At 71.7% G+C, this 17580-nt stretch carries 14 protein-coding genes; 12 read left to right on the top strand and 2 right to left on the bottom strand.

Going from position 1 to position 17580, the window contains the following annotated elements; genetic code table 11:
* Positions 1–160 precede the first annotated feature (160 nt).
* From QMK28_RS11290 to QMK28_RS11240, 11 genes are all read left to right on the top strand, one after another.
* Positions 161–1126, top strand: a complete 966-nt coding sequence (locus QMK28_RS11290; RefSeq protein WP_326436943.1) for a Rossmann-like and DUF2520 domain-containing protein — start codon at positions 161–163, stop codon at positions 1124–1126.
* Positions 1123–2115 (top strand): pantoate--beta-alanine ligase, encoded by a 993-nt coding sequence (gene panC / locus QMK28_RS11285; protein WP_326436942.1) that lies wholly within the window; start codon positions 1123–1125, stop codon positions 2113–2115. Before QMK28_RS11290 ends, panC begins: the two co-directional genes overlap by 4 nt.
* Complete coding sequence (locus tag QMK28_RS11280) at positions 2112–4097, top strand: L-aspartate oxidase (protein ID WP_326436941.1); 1986 nt, start codon at positions 2112–2114, stop codon at positions 4095–4097. Before panC ends, QMK28_RS11280 begins: the two co-directional genes overlap by 4 nt.
* Before the next feature lie 38 nt (positions 4098–4135).
* Complete coding sequence (gene nadC, locus QMK28_RS11275; protein ID WP_326436972.1) at positions 4136–5212, top strand: carboxylating nicotinate-nucleotide diphosphorylase; 1077 nt, start codon at positions 4136–4138, stop codon at positions 5210–5212.
* A gap of 7 nt (positions 5213–5219) precedes the next feature.
* Positions 5220–6017, top strand: coding sequence for a type III pantothenate kinase (locus QMK28_RS11270; protein ID WP_326436940.1), 798 nt, complete (start codon positions 5220–5222; stop codon positions 6015–6017).
* A gap of 186 nt (positions 6018–6203) precedes the next feature.
* A complete protein-coding gene (locus QMK28_RS11265; protein ID WP_326436939.1) occupies positions 6204–7856 on the top strand; it encodes a hypothetical protein in 1653 nt (550 codons plus the stop codon).
* 253 nt (positions 7857–8109) lie between these two features.
* Positions 8110–8922 carry a hypothetical protein gene (locus tag QMK28_RS11260; RefSeq protein ID WP_326436938.1) on the top strand — a complete coding sequence of 271 codons (813 nt, stop codon included), beginning with the start codon at positions 8110–8112 and terminating at the stop codon, positions 8920–8922.
* Between the two features lie 126 nt (positions 8923–9048).
* Positions 9049–9228, top strand: a complete 180-nt coding sequence (locus QMK28_RS11255; protein ID WP_326436937.1) for a hypothetical protein — start codon at positions 9049–9051, stop codon at positions 9226–9228.
* A gap of 173 nt (positions 9229–9401) precedes the next feature.
* Complete coding sequence (locus QMK28_RS11250) at positions 9402–9797, top strand: BlaI/MecI/CopY family transcriptional regulator (RefSeq protein ID WP_326436971.1); 396 nt, start codon at positions 9402–9404, stop codon at positions 9795–9797.
* 9 nt (positions 9798–9806) lie between these two features.
* Complete coding sequence (locus tag QMK28_RS11245) at positions 9807–10325, top strand: amino-acid N-acetyltransferase (protein WP_326436936.1); 519 nt, start codon at positions 9807–9809, stop codon at positions 10323–10325.
* A gap of 155 nt (positions 10326–10480) precedes the next feature.
* Positions 10481–10819, top strand: coding sequence for a histone-like nucleoid-structuring protein Lsr2 (locus tag QMK28_RS11240; protein WP_326436935.1), 339 nt, complete (start codon positions 10481–10483; stop codon positions 10817–10819).
* Here QMK28_RS11240 and QMK28_RS11235 read toward each other — a convergent pair.
* A complete protein-coding gene (locus QMK28_RS11235) occupies positions 10750–11625 on the bottom strand; it encodes an SCO3374 family protein (protein WP_443050664.1) in 876 nt (291 codons plus the stop codon). The two genes, QMK28_RS11240 and QMK28_RS11235, sit on opposite strands and share 70 nt — an antisense overlap.
* 499 nt (positions 11626–12124) lie before the next feature.
* Here QMK28_RS11235 and QMK28_RS11230 point away from each other — a divergent pair, with 499 nt between their 5' ends.
* Positions 12125–14656, top strand: coding sequence for an ATP-dependent Clp protease ATP-binding subunit (locus QMK28_RS11230; RefSeq protein WP_326436934.1), 2532 nt, complete (start codon positions 12125–12127; stop codon positions 14654–14656).
* Positions 14657–14733: 77 nt separating this feature from the next.
* Here the strand turns inward: QMK28_RS11230 and QMK28_RS11225 are convergent, their stop codons facing one another.
* A complete protein-coding gene (locus tag QMK28_RS11225; protein WP_326436933.1) occupies positions 14734–17337 on the bottom strand; it encodes an NACHT domain-containing protein in 2604 nt (867 codons plus the stop codon).
* Positions 17338–17580: the final 243 nt, after the last annotated feature.

Here is a 17580-nt window from a genome sequence, read left to right as displayed (position 1 = left end):
GGTCGGTCGCGCTGCGGGTGCGCGGTGCGGGTGCGCGCTGCGGGCGCGCGGGTCGGCAGGGCCCCCGCCCCGAGCCCGGCCGTCCCCTCACGGCTCTCGCGTAGCATGGCGAAGAATCGTCCGGTACCCCCCGCGGACTGGAACGGAAGGCCGCTGCCGCGTGAACGCACCCCAGCACCCAGAGCCCAAGGACCGACCCGCCCGGCTCGCCGTCGGCGTCATCGGGGCGGGGCGTGTCGGCCCCGCGCTCGCCGCCGCGCTGCAACTCGCCGGGCACCGGCCCGTCGCCGTCTCCGGCGTCTCCGAAGCCTCGATCCGGCGCGCCACGGCATTGCTGCCCGACGTGCCGTTGGTGCCGCCCGCCGAGGTGATGGCCCGCGCCGACCTCGTACTGCTGACCGTCCCCGACGACGCGCTCCCCGGCCTGGTCACAGGGCTCGTGGAGACCGGCGCGGTGCGCCCGGGGCAGCTGCTCGTCCATACGTCGGGCCGCTACGGAACCGCGGTCCTCGACCCGGCCCGGCGGGCCGGCGCGCTGCCGCTCGCGCTGCATCCCGCGATGACCTTCACCGGCACCGCCGTGGACGTCCAGCGGCTGGCCGGCTGCTCGTTCGGGGTGACCTCCCCCGGCGAGCTGCGGATGGCCGCCGAGGCCCTGGTCATCGAGATGGGCGGCGAGCCCGAGTGGATCGAGGAGGCCGCCCGCCCGCTGTACCACGCGGCCCTCGCGATCGGCGCGAACCACCTGGTCACGCTGGTCGCCCAGTCCATGGAACTGCTCCGCGCCGCGGGCGTGGAGTCGCCGGACCGGATGCTCGGCCCGCTGCTCGGCGCGGCCCTCGACAACGCCCTGCGCTCCGGAGACGCCGCCCTCACGGGACCGGTCGCCAGGGGCGACGCGGGCACCGTCGCGGCCCATGTCGCCGAGCTGCGCAAGCACGCCCCGCAGAGCGTCGCGGGCTACCTCGCGATGGCCCGGATGACGGCGGACCGCGCCCTCGCGCACGGCCTGCTCAAGCCGGAGCTGGCCGAGGACCTGCTCGGCGTCCTCGCCGACGGGGGACACCGGCCCGACGGCGGACACCGCGCCGACGGGGGCGGCAGGACCGACGGGGGCGACCAGTGAACATCCTGCGCACCGCCGCCGAACTGCACGCCCTCCCGCGCCGCGGACAGCGCGCCGTCGTCATGACGATGGGCGCCCTGCACGACGGCCACGCGAGCCTGATCCGCACCGCCCGCGAGCGTGTCGGCGCGAGCGGGCAGGTCGTCGTCACCGTCTTCGTGAACCCGCTCCAGTTCGGCGCGGGCGAGGACCTCGACCGCTACCCGCGCACGCTCGACGCCGACATCGCCATCGCGGCCGAAGCCGGCGCCGACCTCGTCTTCGCGCCCTCCGCCGACGAGGTGTACCCGGGCGGCGAGCCCCAGGTCCGGATCACCGCGGGCCCGATGGGCGAGCGGCTGGAAGGCGCCTCGCGGCCCGGCCACTTCGACGGCATGCTCACGGTCGTCGCCAAGCTCCTCCACCTCACCGCGCCCGACCTCGCCTGTTACGGCCACAAGGACGCCCAGCAGCTCGCGCTGATCCAGCGGATGGCCCGCGACCTCGACTTCCCGGTCACCGTCCTCGGCGTCCCCACCGTCCGCGAGGCCGACAGCGTCGCGCTGTCCAGCCGTAACCGCTACCTCTCCGACGCGGAGCGCGTCTCGGCCCGCGAGCTGTCGCGCGCGCTGCGCACCGGCCGGCAGGTCGCGGAGCGCGCCGGCGGCCCGGACGCCGAACGGGCCCGGAGTGGCAGCGAGCTTGATCAGGGCGCTTCCGCGCAGGGCGCTTCCGCGCAGGGCGCTCCCGCGCAGGGCGCCGCCCCTGCTCAGCACGTCCCCCCTCGGGACCTCCCCGCAGCCGCCCTGCTCGCCGCCCGCGAGATCCTCGACAAGGCCGCCGCCCTGGAGCCCCCGCTGCTCCTCGACTACGTGGCGCTCGTCGACCCCGCCGACTTCACCGACGTCCCCGCCGGCTTCCGGGGCGAAGCCGTCCTCGCGGCGGCCGTCCGGGTCGGCGCCACCCGCCTGATCGACAACGTCCGCGTCCAGTTCGGAGCAGCCCGATGACCGACATACGCCTGCACGCCCCCGCGCCCGGCTGGGCCATCGAGGCAGACGTGGTCATCATCGGCTCGGGCGTCGCCGGGCTCACCACCGCGCTGCGCTGCGCCGCCGCGGGCCACCGCGCGATCATCGTCACCAAGGCCGAGCTGGACGACGGCTCGACCCGCTGGGCGCAGGGCGGGATAGCCGCCGCCCTCGGCGAGGGCGACACCCCGGAGCAGCACCTCGACGACACCCTCGTCGCGGGCGCCGGGCTCTGCGACGAGACGGCGGTGCGCACCCTGGTCACCGAGGGCCCGGACGCCGTGCGGCGGCTGATCGCGACCGGGGCGCACTTCGACACGACCGACGCCGGCGAGATCCAGCTGACCCGCGAGGGCGGCCACCACCGCCGCCGCATCGCGCACGCGGGCGGCGACGCGACGGGCGCGGAGATCTCCCGCGCGCTGGTCGAGGCGGTGCACGCGTCGGGCATCGAGACCGTCGAGAACGCCCTGGTCCTGGACCTGCTCAAGGACGCGGATGGCCACGCGGCCGGTGTCTCGCTGCACGTCATGGGCGAAGGACGGCGGGACGGCGTCGGCGCGGTCCGCGCCCCGGCCGTCGTGCTGGCGACCGGCGGCATGGGCCAGGTGTTCTCCGCGACCACCAACCCCGCCGTCTCCACCGGCGACGGCGTCGCCCTCGCGCTGCGGGCCGGCGCGGAGGTCTCGGACCTCGAATTCGTCCAGTTCCACCCCACCGTCCTCTTCCTGGGGGCGGACGCGGAGGGGCAGCAGCCGCTGATCTCCGAGGCGGTCAGGGGCGAGGGCGCGTACCTCGTGGACGCGGACGGCGTCCGCTTCATGCGGGGGCAGCACGAACTCGCGGAGCTGGCCCCGCGCGACATCGTCGCCAAGGGCATCATGCGCCGGATGCGGGCCCAGGGCGCCGAGCACATGTACCTGGACGCCCGGCACTTCGGCGCCGAGATGTGGGAGAACCGCTTCCCGACCATCCTGGCCACCTGCCGCTCGCACGGCATCGACCCGGTGACCGAGACCATCCCGGTCGCCCCGGCCGCGCACTACGCGTCCGGCGGCGTCCGCACCGACCTGCGGGGCCGCAGCACGGTCCCGGGGCTCTACGCGTGCGGCGAGGTCGCCTGCACGGGCGTGCACGGAGCGAACCGGCTGGCCTCCAACTCGCTGCTCGAAGGGCTGGTCTTCGCCGAGCGCATCTCGGCGGACGTCGACGCCCGCCGGGCGGCCCAGCAGCTCGCCGCTTCGGACCCCAGCGGCTCGGAGTCGGCCGTCGGGGTCCCCGCCGCCTCGGCCCCCACTGCCCCGGCAGCGACCGCCCCGGCCCCTGGGACAGCGGCCCCCGGAACACAGGCGACGGAGACGGCGGCAGCCGAAACGCAGGCAGCGGCAGCGGCGGCGTCCGAAACGCAGGCAGCGGCAGCAGCGGCAGCCGAAACGCAGCCGACAACAGCGGCAGCTGAACCGCAGCCAACAACAGCAGCGCCAGCCCAAACCCCGCCGCCTCCCGCCGCAACCACCCCCCTCCTCGCCCCCGAGGCCCGCTTCGCGATCCAGCGGATCATGACCCGCGGAGCCGGCGTGCTGCGCTCCGCCGAGAGCCTCGACACAGCCGCCGCCGCGCTGGAGCGCCTGCACACGGCCGCCGTCGAGGCCCTGCACGCGGACGGCAAGACCGCCGAGCCGAGTGTGGAAACCTGGGAGGCGACCAATCTGCTGCTCGTCGCCCGCGTTCTGGTGGCCGCCGCCGTCCGCCGCGAGGAGACCCGCGGCTGCCACTGGCGGGAGGACCATCCCGACCGTGACGATGAAACCTGGCGCCGCCACCTCGTCGTACGGCTCACTCCCGACCGTTCGCTCGTGATCGGTCCGACCGCGACCGCCAACTTCCCGCCGGTCGCGCCGGCGGCTCCCGAAACTTCGCTCGACACCCCGACATCCGCCCCTCCGAAGGAGCACCAGTGAGCACCGCCGACGACCGTCCACAGCCTGTGGACCTCCCCATGCTGCAAATCGGCGGGCTCTCCATCGGGCCGCCGCCCTCCGACGACGACGCGGGCGGCTGCGGCGCGGGCTGCGGTTGCAGCGGCGGCGAGGAGGGCGAAGAGGCGTACGAGCTGGACCCGCTGGAGTGCGGCCTCGACCCGGAGCTCGCCGAACTGCTCGTCGAGGCGGGGCTCGACCCGGTCAAGGTCGAGGACGTCGCGCACCTGGCCATCGAGGAGGACCTCGACAACGGGGTGGACGTGACGACCGTCGCGACCGTCCCCGAGGACGCCTTCGCGACCGGTGACTTCGTCGCCCGCGAGGCCGGGACGGTGGCCGGGCTGCACATCGCCGAGGCCGTGCTGTCCGTCGTGTGCACCGACGAGTTCGAGGTCGAGCGGCATGTCGAGGACGGCGACCGGGTCGCGGCGGGCCAGACGCTGCTGACCGTGAAGACCCGTACCCGCGACCTGCTCACCGGCGAGCGCAGCGCGCTCAACCTGCTGTGCCGGCTCTCCGGCATCGCGACCGCGACCCGCGCCTGGGCCGACGTGCTCGCCGAGGCCCCCGGCCCCGACGACGGCTCCGGTGTCAGGACCCAGGTCCGCGACACCCGGAAGACCACACCGGGCCTGCGCTCGCTGGAGAAGTACGCGGTGCGCTGCGGCGGCGGCGTCAACCACCGGATGTCGCTCTCCGACGCGGCGCTGATCAAGGACAACCACGTGATCGCCGCGGGCGGCGTCGCCGAGGCGTTCAAGCTGGTCCGCTCCGAGTTCCCGGGCCTGCCGATCGAGGTCGAGGTGGACTCGCTCGACCAGATCCCGCCGATCCTGGCCGAGGGCGCGGACCTGATCCTGCTCGACAACTTCACCCCGGAGCGGACCCGGGAGGCGGTCGCGCTGGTCGCGGGCCGCGCCGCTCTCGAATCGTCCGGCCGGCTGACCCTCGACAACGCCCGCGCCTACGCGCGGACCGGCGTCGACTACCTCGCGGTCGGCGCGCTCACCCACTCCTCGCCGATCCTCGACATCGGCCTCGACCTGCGAGCGGACTCCGCGAGCGGGCCCACCGCGCCCGGCACGGAGGCCTGAGCCCGCGATGCTCCTCACCATCGACGTCGGCAACACCCACACCGTCCTCGGCCTCTTCGACGGCGAGGAGATCATCGAGCACTGGCGGATCTCCACCGATGCCCGCCGGACCGCGGACGAACTCGCCGTCCTGCTCCAGGGACTGATGGGCATGCACCCGCTGCTCGGCGAGGAGCTGGGCGACGGCATCGAGGGCATCGCGATCTGCTCCACCGTGCCCTCCGTGCTGCACGAGCTGCGCGAGGTCACCCGCCGCTACTACGGCGACGTGCCCGCGATCCTCGTGGAACCGGGCATCAAGACCGGCGTGCCGATCCTGATGGACAACCCGAAGGAGGTCGGCGCGGACCGCATCATCAACGCGCTGGCCGCCGTCGAGCTGTACGGCGGCCCGTGCGTCGTCGTCGACTTCGGCACGGCGACGACCTTCGACGCGGTCAGCGCCAAGGGCGAGTACGTCGGCGGCGTCATCGCGCCGGGCATCGAGATCTCGGTCGAGGCGCTGGGCGTCAAGGGCGCGATGCTCCGCAAGATCGAGCTGGCCCGGCCGCGCGGCGTCATCGGCAAGAACACCGTCGAGGCGATGCAGTCCGGCATCCTCTACGGCTTCGCGGGCCAGGTCGACGGCGTCGTCACCCGGATGGCGGCCGAGCTGGCCGACGACCCTTCGGACGTCACCGTCATCGCGACCGGCGGCCTCTCGCCGATGGTGCTGGGCGAGGCCTCGGTCATCGACGAGCACGAGCCGTGGCTCACGCTGATCGGCCTCCGGCTGGTCTACGAGCGGAACGTCTCGCGCTCCTGAGGACGGGGGCCCGAGGGCGCGGGCGCGGCGGCGGACCGGTCGCCCCCTACGACCGCCCCCGCGCGACATCGTCGCCTCCCGCACGCAACCAACGCCCCGTCCCAACAGTCTTCGCATGGACGGGACTTGAGTAGCTGGACGATGGGCGTGGGGCGTATGTGGCGCAAGGGCACAATTGGGCGCACGGTGGCTACCGCCGCCGTGCTCGCGGTGAGTACGGGCCTGGCAGCCGGCACGGCCGGTGCGGCTGTCACTCCGGTGCTGCTGATCAAGGCGCCCGGCACCTACTACATGTACCTGCCGGACGAGGGCCCGCCGGGCGGTGACCTCTTCGACCTCGCGCTCAACCTGGAGCGGGCGCCCGACGGCGAGGAGCCGCTCGCCGAGGACGTGAAGCTCACCATCGACGCGTCCTCGCTCGACGGCAAGGCGAAGATCGCCGATTCGGGCGGCGCGTGCGCCGCGGTCCCCGCCAAGAAGTATGTCTTCACCTGTGAGTACAGCTCGATCGACGGCCTCACCTCGATCCAGCCGTTCAAGATCCGGTCGGCCGGGGACGCCGAGGTCGGCAGCATCGGCACCATCCGCTACTCGGCCACCTCCAGTAACGCGGCCGATGTGAAGGCCGAGACCAAGGTCGTGGTCGGCGGCCCGACGCTGCGCGAGCGCAAGCACACCGCGATCACCGGCGTCACGCCCGGCTCGAAGGTCTCGCTGACCCCCGCCGTGTCCAATACGGGCAAGCTCGCCGCGTCCCAGGGCGTCGGCGTTCTGCTGCACGGCCAGGACGGCCTGAAGATCGCCCGCGAGCACAGCAATTGCCACTACATCGAGTGGTTCGACACCCAGGCGTACTGCGAATTCAAGACCCCGGTCGAGCCCGGCAAGGCGTACGAGATCGCCGACCCCTTCGCTTTCACCGCCGCCGGCGACCTGATGTACGGGACGCTGGACTACAGCTTCTGGCCGCTCGACGCCGAGCTGCCGTACGGCCTCGACAAAGCGGACTACAAGGCCGCCGGCAGCGGCCCGGAACTCGGACTGAAAGCCACCCCGGCCGACTCCGGATTCCCGGAATTCGGCGGTTGGATTCCGGTCACCACGACCCAGCACGCCGACTATCAGGCCGTTACGGACACGGTCGAGGGCAAGGTCGGCGATACCGTCAAAATCGAGCTGGGCGTCAAGAACGCCGGTCCCGGCTCGATGGACCTCAGCGGCCGGGAGGGCTTCGGCGCGGGCACCTACGAGGTGACGCCGCCCGCGGGCACCACCGTCACCTCGATCCCCTTCCCCGGCGAAGAGGACGACTGGGCCTGCTCGCCGGCGAAGAAGGGCTCGAAGACGTACTCCTGCGACATCGACGAGCGCTTCACGGCGAACACGGACAACAAACTCGTCTTCAATGTGCGCATCGACAAGTTGATCAAGGGTGACAAGGGCGCGAAGGGCCTGGTCAAGGTCGCGGCGCGGGCCGACTTCCCGAACCGCGACGACAAGCCGGGCAATGACACCGCCGCGATCCCGGTGAAGATCACCGGCGCGGGCGGCGGCTCCACCGGCGGCGACACCGCGGGCACCGGCGGCGGCGACACCAAGGGCGGCTCGAACGGTTCCGGCGGTTCCGGCGGCTCCGGCGGCTCCGGTGGCTCGGGCGGCTCGGACACGGCCGGCGCGGGCGGCTCCGGCGACACCGGCGTGAGCGGCTCGACCTCGGCCGAGGGCTCCATGGCCGGCACGGGCGCCTCCGGCACCACGCTGATCGCGGGCGCGGCCCTCGCGGCGCTGGCGGTCGGCGCGGTCGCGGTGGCGCTGACCCGCCGCCGGAACCGCGGCTGACCGGCCGCCGGAACCGCGGCTGACCGGCCGCCGGAACCCGCGGCTGACCGGCCCGGACCCCGGACTCTGACCACCTGCCCCGACCCCGCCGTCCCGGCCGCCGTCCCGACCCCGTACGTCCGCCTCCGTACGCCCCGCCTCCGTCCGGTCGCACCCGCCCGTCGGTCCACCCGACGGCCCCGCGACCGGGCGGAGGCGCGCCCGGCGGCCGAACCTGAAGCACTTATGTCCGGTTAGTACGTAAAGTCGGCTCATGCCCACGCCATACGGTTCCCGAGGCGGCATGGCGTTCAGCGCCGACGAGCTGTGCGTGCTCCGCCGCGCCCTCGCCATCGCCCTGCGACCGACGCCGCTGCCCGCCCGCCCAGGACCCGACCGCTCCGAGGAGATCCAGGACTGCCTGCGGCTCGCCGGGGCCGTGGACGAGGCGGCCCGCGAGGGCGCGAGGCTGCGCGCGTTCCTGCGCGCGGACCTCGCCCGCTACCGCGCCGCCCTTCCCGGGGCGGCGGTCGGCTACCTGGAACAGCTCCAGGACGCGCTGGCGGCCGGCTACACGCCCCTCCAGGAGGACCTGAGCGCCCTGCGTGCGCTCAGCGCGCTCCCGGCGGGGGAGCGCGAGGCAGAGCGCCGTACGGAGCTGCTGCGCCGCTGTGAGGGGCTCGCGGAGCGCGCCGTACGGGCCAGGCTCGCGGACCGTACGGCGGCCCTGGACGCGATGACGGCCTCCGTGCCGCCGCTCGCCGCCCCGGTGCCGCCGATGGCGGCGCACGCGTCACCGCTGGGCCGGGTGCGGCTGCACGCGCTCCCCGGCGGCCGGTGCGCCGCCTCGCCGTGGACCCGCGCCGCCGACGAGCCCCAGCCGAAGACCACGCCGAAGACCACGCCGAAGACCGAGCCGGAGCCGAACGGCCCGCAGCAGCCCGAGTCGCCGTCGCGGAGCCCGGTCCCCGCCCCGGCCGGGCAGCCCCGTACGCCCGCCCGGCCGGGCGCCGCGCCGCCTGCGAAGGACCCGGCCCGGCCCGTCCCGACCCCGGGTGAGGTCTTCCCGCGCCGCCGCCCGGCCTGATCCGCCCGGCCCGGTCGGCGCCCCGGTGCGGGGGCGGAAAAGCGCCGCCCGACTCGCGGGGCCGCCGCCGGGCAGGGCGGGCCCCCGCGTACGCTGGGGGCCTCGAACTCTAGGAGGCAAACAGCCATGGATTACGTCTCCGCGCTGATCCCGCCCGTGGTGATGGCCGCGTTCTTCATCGGATTGATTGTCACGATTGTGAAGAGCCAGGGTGGCGCCAACAAGGCGAAGGAGGACGGTGCGGTGGACGCCGCGCTGGCTCGCGCCGAGGCCGCCCGCCAGACGCCGAGGGCCGACGGGGCCTGACCCCGGGCTCCTGGGGGCGCGCGGCCTGCCGCAGCGTGCCCCCACGCCTCAGCGCACTCCGGAGCGTGTATCCCGGGACCGATCCTCGATCGGCTTCCCGGGATACGCGCTCTTTTTGCCGTCCGCCGCGCGAATCAACCGGCATTCGCGACATCTCCCACTATTATTCGCATGTGCCTCGACGATTGGGAGAGTTGGAAGACGTCGTCATGTCGCGGGTGTGGAAGTGGAACCGCCCGGTCACCGTCCGAGAAGTTCTGGAAGACCTTCAGCGGGAACGTTCCATCGCCTACACGACGGTCATGACCGTAATGGACAACCTGTATCAGAAGGGCTGGTTGCGCCGGCAAGTCGAAGGCCGGGCCTATCGATATGAGGCGGTCTCCAACCGGGCCGCCTACTCGGCCGCACTGATGAACGAAGCATGGTCCGCGAGTGACAACCCGGCGGCCGCACTCGTCGCCTTCTTCGGCATGATGTCCGCGGAACAGCGGGACGCTCTGCGCGATGCGATGCGCGTCGTGCAACTCGACGAGCCCGAAGCGGACCCCGGCCGGCCGGGGCGATAGCGTCCGGGCATGCCCCCAGAATCCAAGAATGTCACTGTCCGGCGGGCCAGGACGAGCGATGTTCCGGCCGTGCGCCGGCTCATCGACTCGTACGTGCGAGAGCGCATCCTGCTCGACAAAGCCACGGTGACGCTTTACGAGGCCATCCAGGAGTTCTGGGTGGTCGAGCGGGACGAGGACGCCGAGGTCATCGCCTGCGGCGCGCTGCACGTGATGTGGGAGGACCTCGCCGAGGTGCGCACTCTCGCGGTGGATCCCGCGGTGAAGGGCGCCGGACTCGGCCATCAAGTTCTGGCGAAGTTGTTGCAGACGGCACGTTGGCTGGGAGTGCGCCGCATTTTCTGTCTCACCTTCGAAGTGGACTTCTTCGCGAAGCACGGCTTCGTGGAGATCGGTGAGACGCCGGTGGACGGGGATGTCTACAGCGAGCTGCTGCGTTCCAATGACGAGGGTGTTGCCGAGTTCCTGGGCCTCGAACGGGTGAAGCCGAACACCCTGGGCAACAGCCGCATGCTTCTGCACCTGTGAAGCACAGCGCTATGTCCGAATCGCGCCTCTATCGCATAGCTGCGGAACCAAGGGTTCCACTACCCTCCGGCAACAGATCCTTCCCTGGGGTTTGTGTTTTCCCCGGAAAAGCGGTTTGCTTTCCACCGTAATCCGTTTCTATGAAAGGAAAGCCGGTGGCACAGAAGGTTCAGGTCCTTCTTGTCGATGACCTCGACGGCGGCGAGGCGAACGAGACAGTGACGTTCGCTTTGGATGGCAAGACCTACGAGATCGACCTCACGACTGCCAATGCGGACAAGCTTCGCGGTCTGCTGGACCCGTACGCCAAGAACGGCCGCCGCACCGGCGGTCGCTCCACGGCCGGCCGCGGCAAGGCCCGCGGCACTGCCACGGGCGGCGGTCAGGACACGGCGCAGATTCGTAAGTGGGCCAAGGACAACGGCTACGAGGTCAATGACCGCGGCCGCGTTCCCGCCACGGTCCGCGAGGCGTACGAGAAGGCGAACGGCTGAGCGTTCCTCGCATGCTGAATGCGTTGAGCACGCAGTAACCGGGTCCGGTGGCATTCCGTCGCCGCCGTGCCCACGAGCCGTACGAGATCGGGGGCGCGTCCAGCGCCTCCAGTTCGCGATCCGCCTGCGAGGGCGGTCGTGGGCAGCGTCGGCTCGACCTCGCACCCCGGCTCGGGGGGCCGCAGCCAGACAGCGGCCTCCCGCGAGCCGTGCCCCTGCCGCGGCGGCTGCGCGGACGCGCGAGCGGGCCGGCGGGCAGGAGGGGCGGGCGGCACGGGCGCGAGCATGTCGTCGCCCGGTCCGAGTACGGCCAGATCCAGGGCGACCCCGCCCCACTCCAGCCAGTCGAGCAATTCCGGCAGCTGCTCCGCGCTGCCCGCGGCCACCAGCAGCCGCACCCGTCGCAGCTGCCTGTCGAGGGCGACCGGACCGGTCCGGCCCACCCGCCGCAGCACCGCGAACCCGGCCTCCGCCGGCAGATCCAGCACATCGAACCTGACCCCGGCCGGCAGCCGCAGCCGCCCGCCGCCGCCCGTCGTCGGCCAGCCGAGCTCGTACTCGTACCAGCGCCGTACGCCGTCCAGCGGCAGCCGGGGGCGCGGGAGCGCGAGGACGCCGCCCGCGCCGGCAGCGGGCACGGTGGCGCCGGTACGGGGGGTGCCGCCGGGGCTGAGCGTGCTGCCGGGGCCCGCGGTACCGCCGACGGGCGCGCCCGCCGCGTCACTGTCCGTGTCGGTCGCGGGCCCCGCCGGATTACGGACCGTGTTCATGGCTGCGCTCGTGGCTGCGCTCGTGACGACGGTCATGACTGGAGCAACTACTGAGACCCAAAAGGGTTACGCTGGGTTGACAGGGCAATACTCACTGTGTGTGCGGTGGGGGCGCGTTGGAGCGTCGAGAGGCGCGAAGGTGTTCGCCCGTAGCGGATGGAACCAGCCCGCGCCGCATGGACTGTCAGAGGGTGGGGGTAAGACTTTCTCCATGGGGGAGACCGGTGTGACCTCGCGTGCAACGCTTCTGCCGGGGACGATGGCGTCGGACGGCTGGGCGTGTCGTGAGCGGCGGCGTTCGCCGTCGGCGTAGTGACGGTGCGCGTATATGCCTGGCCTGCGGGAACATCGTCTCGCACCATCGGGTTGGAGTGGTTGTCGGCTGTTCGGCAGCAGAATGCCCCGCATAGGCGGGGGTGATCCGGACGGATGTCGGCAGTTGGAATGAGCTGTCCCGTCCCACGGGACTAGCATGCGGAAGGACAGGGAGGGGACCGCCCCCTAACTGCCCGACCGCTCTGAGGAGCGATTAACGATGTTCGAGAGGTTCACCGACCGCGCGCGGCGGGTTGTCGTCCTGGCTCAGGAAGAAGCCCGGATGCTCAACCACAACTACATCGGCACCGAACACATCCTCCTGGGCTTGATCCATGAGGGTGAGGGTGTCGCCGCTAAGGCCCTGGAGAGCCTCGGGATTTCGCTCGAGGCGGTCCGCCAGCAGGTGGAGGAGATCATCGGGCAGGGCCAGCAGGCCCCGTCCGGTCACATCCCCTTCACCCCCCGTGCCAAGAAGGTCCTGGAGCTGTCGCTCCGGGAGGCCCTCCAGCTCGGCCACAACTACATCGGCACGGAGCACATCCTGCTCGGCCTGATTCGCGAGGGCGAGGGCGTCGCAGCCCAGGTCCTCGTGAAGCTGGGCGCCGACCTGAACCGGGTGCGGCAGCAGGTCATCCAGCTGCTCTCCGGCTACCAGGGCAAGGAGGCGGCCACGGCAGGCGGCCCGGCCGAGGGCACGCCCTCGACCTCGCTCGTCCTGGACCAGTTCGGCCGCAACCTGACCCAGGCCGCCCGCGAATCCAAGCTCGACCCGGTCATCGGGCGCGAGAAGGAGATCGAGCGGGTCATGCAGGTCCTGTCCCGCCGTACCAAGAACAACCCGGTCCTCATCGGCGAGCCCGGCGTGGGCAAGACGGCGGTGGTCGAGGGTCTGGCCCAGGCCATCGTCAAGGGCGAGGTGCCCGAGACCCTCAAGGACAAGCACCTCTACACGCTGGACCTCGGCGCGCTGGTCGCCGGCTCCCGCTACCGCGGTGACTTCGAGGAGCGCCTCAAGAAGGTGCTCAAGGAGATCCGCACCCGCGGCGACATCATCCTGTTCATCGACGAGCTCCACACCCTGGTGGGTGCGGGCGCCGCCGAGGGCGCGATCGACGCCGCGAGCATCCTCAAGCCCATGCTGGCGCGAGGCGAGCTGCAGACCATCGGTGCGACGACGCTCGACGAGTACCGCAAGCACCTGGAGAAGGACGCAGCGCTGGAGCGCCGCTTCCAGCCGATCCAGGTCGCGGAGCCGTCGCTCCCGCACACCATCGAGATCCTCAAGGGCCTGCGGGACCGGTACGAGGCGCATCACCGCGTCTCCATCACCGACGCCGCACTCGTCGCGGCGGCCCAGCTGGCCGACCGGTACATCTCGGACCGCTTCCTGCCGGACAAGGCGATCGACCTGATCGACGAAGCCGGCTCCCGGATGCGCATCCGCCGGATGACCGCACCGCCGGACCTCCGCGAGTTCGACGAGAAGATCGCCGACGTCCGCCGGGACAAGGAGTCGGCCATCGACTCCCAGGACTTCGAGAAGGCAGCTTCGCTCCGCGACAAGGAGAAGCAGCTGCTGGCGGCGAAGGCCAAGCGGGAGAAGGAATGGAAGGCCGGCGACATGGACGTCGTCGCCGAGGTGGACGAGGAGCTGATTGCCGAGGTCCTCGCGACCGCCACCGGCATCCCGGTCTTCAAGCTCACCGAGGAGGAGTCGTCCAGGCTGCTGCGCATGGAGGACGAACTCCACAAGCGCGTCATCGGCCAGAAGGACGCCATCAAGGCGCTCTCCCAGGCGATCCGGCGTACGCGAGCGGGCCTCAAGGACCCGAAGCGTCCGGGCGGCTCGTTCATCTTCGCCGGCCCGTCCGGCGTCGGTAAGACCGAGCTGTCCAAGACCCTCGCCGAATTCCTCTTCGGCGACGAGGACGCGCTCATCCAGCTCGACATGTCGGAGTTCTCGGAGAAGCACACCGTCTCCCGGCTCTTCGGCTCGCCGCCTGGATACGTCGGCTACGAGGAGGGCGGCCAGCTCACCGAAAAGGTGCGCCGCAAGCCGTTCTCCGTCGTGCTCTTCGACGAGGTCGAGAAGGCCCACCCGGACATCTTCAACTCGCTGTTGCAGATTCTGGAAGACGGCCGGCTCACCGACTCCCAGGGCCGCGTGGTGGACTTCAAGAACACGGTCATCATCATGACGACCAACCTCGGCACCCGGGACATCTCCAAGGGCTTCAACCTCGGCTTCGCGGCCGTGGGCGACGCCAAGTCCGGGTACGAGCGGATGAAGACGAAGGTCACCGAAGAGCTCAAGCAGCACTTCCGGCCGGAATTCCTCAACCGTGTCGATGACACCGTGGTCTTCCACCAGCTGACCGAGGAAGACATCATGGAGATCGTCGACCTCATGGCCGCCAAGGTGGACGTGCGCCTCAAGGACCGTGACATGGGCCTGGAGCTCAGCACGGAAGCCAAGAAGCTCCTCGCGAAGAAGGGCTACGACCCGGTCATGGGCGCCCGGCCGCTGCGCCGGACGATCCAGCGGGAGATCGAGGACGTGCTGTCGGAGAAGATCCTCTTCGGCGAGCTGCGCTCCGGTCACATCGTGGTCGTCGACACCGAGGGCGAGGGTGAAGAGAAGAAGTTCACCTTCCGCGGCGAAGAGAAGGCGGCGCTCCCTGACGCCCCGCCCATCGAGTCCGCGGCCGGTGGCTCGGTCGCCGGTCCGAACCTGACGAAGGACGCGTAGTCGCTGTCCGCTCGTGAGTTTGTGAAGGGGCCGCCCCGGAACCGTTTATACGGTCCGGGGCGGCCCCTTTTGGCGTCCTACGCCTCGCGTGAGGGGGCGTCGGCCGGGCCTGCGATGACCTTCACCGCAGGCGGGGCCGTGGCTAGGATGCCCTGCTCGTCGGGCGGGTGCATGAGGTACAGGGTGCGCAGCCGTGGGAAGACGGAGAGCCAGCCGAAGTCGCTCATCGAGGCGTAGTCCTCGCTGAGCCAGAGCTGCTCCAGCCGGTCGCGGTCGACGTTCCGCACGATGTCGCCGGGGGACTCGGCGCTGAGGAGCTGGAGGCGCTCACGGCCGCCGAGGGCGTGTAGAACGCGCAGGTGCTCCAGGTTCATCGCGGTGAAGAAGAGGCTCTCCGCCGGTAGCCGGGCGATGATCTCCTCGGCGTACCGCTCGGTGTCGAACCGATGCCAGGACCAGGCCAGTTGGCGCCGTACGTCCAACGACGGGTGCTCGCGGAAGCGGGCGAGCACCGGGATCGCGGCGTCAGTGCCGATGCGGGTCGCGGTCACGACAATGGCTTTCGCCTCCGCGTCCGACAGCTCCTCGGGGCCGGGGAGCAGGTCCAGGACCATCGGGCCGATCTCGGCGAGGTCCCTGGCCTGCTGGTTGTCGCGCGGCGGGAGGTGCGCGGCCGTGCGGGCGGTGACCTCGGCGCGGACGGCCGGGTCGAGTTCGGTCGCGTGCTCCAGACAGGCCGCCGCGAGCAGGGTGTGGCGGATGCTCAGCTGCGGATCGTCCTGCTTCGCCTCCGCCTCCAGCAGCCCGGTCAGGATGCGGGCGCGCTCGGCGGGGCGGGCGTGGGCGACGGCCAGCCGGATGACGTCGGCCCACTGGTCGAGGTGCGCGTTGGCGATCAGATAGTCGAAGTCGCGCTCTTCGACGGCGGCCTTCGCGCCCAGGTAGTCCTGGAACGTCCGGTGGATGAAGTCGACCGAGCCGGGGGTGGGCTCGCGCAGCAGGCCCGAGCGCAGCAGCAGGTGCCGGAAGATCTCCGGCGGGCTGCCCTGCGCCGCGATGTGCGGCATCGAGGGGAGGGCGCTGGTGAGGAGTTCGACGGCGTCCTGCTGCGCCATCTCGGAGCGGCCGTTGCGGATCATCCAGTAGGCCAGTTTCTGGAGGAGCTGGATCTGCGGTTCCTTGGTGAGCTGGATGGCCTCGGTGGTGTGCATGTCGCGTTCGCGGTCGCGGCGCTCCAGGAGCATCGACAGGGCCGCGTCGTACAGCTCCGCCCGGCCGTGCGGGAGGTAGCCGCGCCGCTCGCGGTGCAGGGCGCAGATGAGGCCGCACATCAGCGGGTTGGTGGCGAGCCTGCCGAGGTCCTGTTTGGTGCGGACGGCGGTGAGCAGGGCCTGTTCGTACGAGGGGTCGGCGTCGGCGGCGGTGTGCCAGCGCTGGATGAAGGCGGCGACGTCGTCGCGGCTCATCGGGGAGAGCGACAGCTCGGTGAAGCCGTCGGCGGCGAGCCAGTCCTCGCGGACGGCCGAGGGGCGGGAGGTGACCAGCCAGAGGTTGCCGGGGAACGCTTCGACCAGGTCGCGGAGCCAGCGGCGGGTGCGTTCGCGGTCCTGGTCGGGGATCTCGTCGATGCCGTCGATGAGCAGCAGCCCGCGCCCCGCGGCGAGCACCTGGTCGGCCCAGCCGGGCGGCTGCGCGCCGGCGACGGGGCAGCCGACGGCGGCGAGGAACTCGCCGGGGGTGGGGAGGTCGCCGCCGTTGCGGGTGACGGTGCGCAGCGGGATGACGAAGGGGACGCGGCCGATGAGGTAGTCCATCCGGCCGTTGACGTCCTGCTGGGCGGCGCAGACGGCGAGCCACTGGACGAGGGTGGTCTTCCCGGAGCCCGCGACGCCGCGCAGCAGCACCCGGTGGTGGCCCGCGAGGGCCTGCTCGGCGGGGGCCGCTGCTTGTTGCAGGCCGTCGGTGGGGTCGGCCCGCAGGGTCAGGTACGCGGTGTCGAGCGGCCATTCGCGGGTGTGGTTGAGGTCGAGGCCGTAGATGGTGAGGCGGCCGTGCTTGCGGCCGATGTGCTCGGCGTAGCGGTGCTCGAAGGCGGCGTCCTGAGCGGACTGCCGGGGCACCCGTTCGATCAGGACGTCCATCTTGGCGATCAGGTCGCCGAGCCGGCCGCTCTGCTCCACGAGGGTGCGGGTGACGAAGGTGGAGCGCTGGGTGAAGAAGTGCAGGATGTGCAGGCAGGCGGTGTTCAGCAGCCCCGAGTAGAGGGTGGTCGCGTCCGCGGAGAGGTTGCCGGAGGGGTTCCAGGCGCCGCTGAGACTCCTGAGGCGGCCGGCCAGCGCCTGGTGGCCGATGAGGACGAGCTGGATGTCGTCCATGTCGAGGTCGCCGAGGGCGTGCAGCGTACGGGCGAGGGCGTCGGCGACGGCCAGTTCCTCGTCCGCCGGGATCGGCCGTTCCTCGGGTCCCGCGGAGCGTAAGGCGCGCCGCACCAGCTCGGAGGCGAGCTTGTGGAGGTCCTTCTCGGTGAGGGTGCGTTTCTCGCCCTTGAAGGAGACCAGGCCCGAGATGCGGACCGGCTTGTCGACCATCCCCGCGCCGGGCCCCTCCGTCACGAAGAGCTTCTTTATCAGCGGCGCGACGGCGCTGGAGGCGAGGCGTGCGCCGATCACTGCGGGGTCCATGGCGCTCAGCGTAGGGCGGTGCGTGCGGGGCGCACAGGCGCTTGGGGGCGCTCGCGCCGGTTCAGCGCCGGGTAGCGGGCCATTGGTCCCGAAACGGACATGCGAAAGTCCCGTCCGAAAGGGAGTGGATCTTATGTGCCGGTGACATGGCGCACAGCCCTTTCCAGTCCTACTAGGAGCAATAGGGGGAGCGCGGGGTGGGGGTGCGGGACTTTCGGCACGGGGGGTGCGGGGAGGGTGATT

Source organism: Streptomyces sp. H27-D2, assembly GCF_035828615.1.
In the GTDB taxonomy this organism is placed as follows: domain Bacteria; phylum Actinomycetota; class Actinomycetes; order Streptomycetales; family Streptomycetaceae; genus Streptomyces.
The sequence above is the reverse complement of the archived record's forward strand: the minus strand, read 5'-3'. Positions and strand labels throughout refer to the sequence as shown.

What these genes read in the sequence shown, in the direction of transcription:
- QMK28_RS11270 (WP_326436940.1), top strand. Translation starts at nt 5,220, where the DNA reads ATGCTCCTCACCATCGACGTCGGCAACACCCACACCGTCCTCGGCCTC.
- QMK28_RS11235 (WP_443050664.1), bottom strand. Translation starts at nt 11,625, where the DNA reads ATGACCGTCGTCACGAGCGCAGCCACGAGCGCAGCCATGAACACGGTC.
- QMK28_RS11225 (WP_326436933.1), bottom strand. Translation starts at nt 17,337, where the DNA reads ATGGACCCCGCAGTGATCGGCGCACGCCTCGCCTCCAGCGCCGTCGCG.
- nadC (WP_326436972.1), top strand. Translation starts at nt 4,136, where the DNA reads ATGCTGCAAATCGGCGGGCTCTCCATCGGGCCGCCGCCCTCCGACGAC.
- QMK28_RS11245 (WP_326436936.1), top strand. Translation starts at nt 9,807, where the DNA reads ATGCCCCCAGAATCCAAGAATGTCACTGTCCGGCGGGCCAGGACGAGC.
- QMK28_RS11260 (WP_326436938.1), top strand. Translation starts at nt 8,110, where the DNA reads ATGCCCACGCCATACGGTTCCCGAGGCGGCATGGCGTTCAGCGCCGAC.
- QMK28_RS11255 (WP_326436937.1), top strand. Translation starts at nt 9,049, where the DNA reads ATGGATTACGTCTCCGCGCTGATCCCGCCCGTGGTGATGGCCGCGTTC.
- QMK28_RS11280 (WP_326436941.1), top strand. Translation starts at nt 2,112, where the DNA reads ATGACCGACATACGCCTGCACGCCCCCGCGCCCGGCTGGGCCATCGAG.
- QMK28_RS11230 (WP_326436934.1), top strand. Translation starts at nt 12,125, where the DNA reads ATGTTCGAGAGGTTCACCGACCGCGCGCGGCGGGTTGTCGTCCTGGCT.